The sequence below is a fragment of the Glaesserella parasuis genome (assembly GCF_002015085.1).
Classification (GTDB): domain Bacteria; phylum Pseudomonadota; class Gammaproteobacteria; order Enterobacterales; family Pasteurellaceae; genus Glaesserella; species Glaesserella parasuis.
The window spans coordinates 1-1,230 of record NZ_MUXW01000025.1; the positions used below are offsets into that span (position 1 = coordinate 1).

Below are 1,230 nucleotides of genomic sequence, written 5' to 3' on the forward strand. Positions count from 1 at the left end.
CAAACTTTGGTTAATACCCTCTGTTTGCGTCTGATCTTTGAACATCCCTTGTAATACTTTCCTGCCCTCAATCAGTTTATTTAAGGTCTCGATAGATAAATCAATGCCTTTATCAGCCGCATTCGCCGCAGTAATCGTACCGTTGGCAATATCAATTAGCACTTGATTATATTCAGCGCCTTTATCGCCAAGCAATTCATATAAGCCGGCTAAAACAAAGGCGGACTCTGCCTGTCCTTGTTGTTTTAATTTTGCCACTTCAAGATTTTGCGCTACCGTTAAAGCGCGTTCTTTTAATTTTTTAAACGCCTCATCTAGCTCTAAATTGCTTTTTACTCCACCTTGCGCCGCCTCTTTCTGTTGTTTTATCGTATTGCTTAAACCGGCAATGACGCTATCTGCCGTATTGGCATCAACACCTAAGTTTTTCATTTTGGTACGAAAATCATCAATGCTTTTGCCATTTGACAAGAACACCCCACCAAGTGCGGTTAATTGGTTAGTTAAAACTGAAAGATCGATATTTTTATTTTCTCGAATCTTTTCTAATTCCGCGTTTAACTTTTCAATATCTTGCTTGGAACTTTCAGACAGCTCTAAACCAAATTGCCAAGCACTTGTTTGAATTTGGGAAATTTCCGCCTGCACTTTGGAAATTTGCTCACCATAATTTTCCATTGCTTGAATTTGCTCAAAAATTTTCAAGGTTAACGCGCTTTCACTTAAGCCGTCATAACTTTCTTTTAAACGGTTATTCGCACTCTCGGTATCTAACGCCGCCTCTTTTGCCTCTTGTGCCTTTTGGCTGAAATAAAATAATGCACCTGCCGCAATTGTTGCCGCCCCAGCTGGACCACCAATAAGACCTAATGCGCCACTTAATAAATTTTTGGCTCCTGCGGCTGCACTGCTTGCAATTGATGCGCGTTGAGAGGCTGCAGCAAGATTATTCATAGCAGCTGCCTCCGCATTAATAAGCCCCGTAATAACTTGCGCTTGTTGAGCCATTTTAGCCTCAATCGCTGCTCTAGCTTTCTTGGTTCGTACTAATTGCATTTCTGAATTCAACAAATTCATTTTGGCTTGTGCAGCCGCTAATTCTGCCGCTGCTTGGGTTTGTGTGGCTTTCGCAGCGATTAAACTCGCTTGCGCTTGTCTGTGTGTTTCCACTCGAGCAAGAACCAACGTTGAAATAAACTTAGCACCATTGCCAGCTGCAATTGCCAAAAG

General features: G+C 41.9%; 1 pseudogene. It reads right to left on the reverse strand.

The features are described 5' to 3' along the window. Window positions 1-1,230: pseudogene (locus B0183_RS07200) on the reverse strand (tape measure protein); the annotation flags it as partial.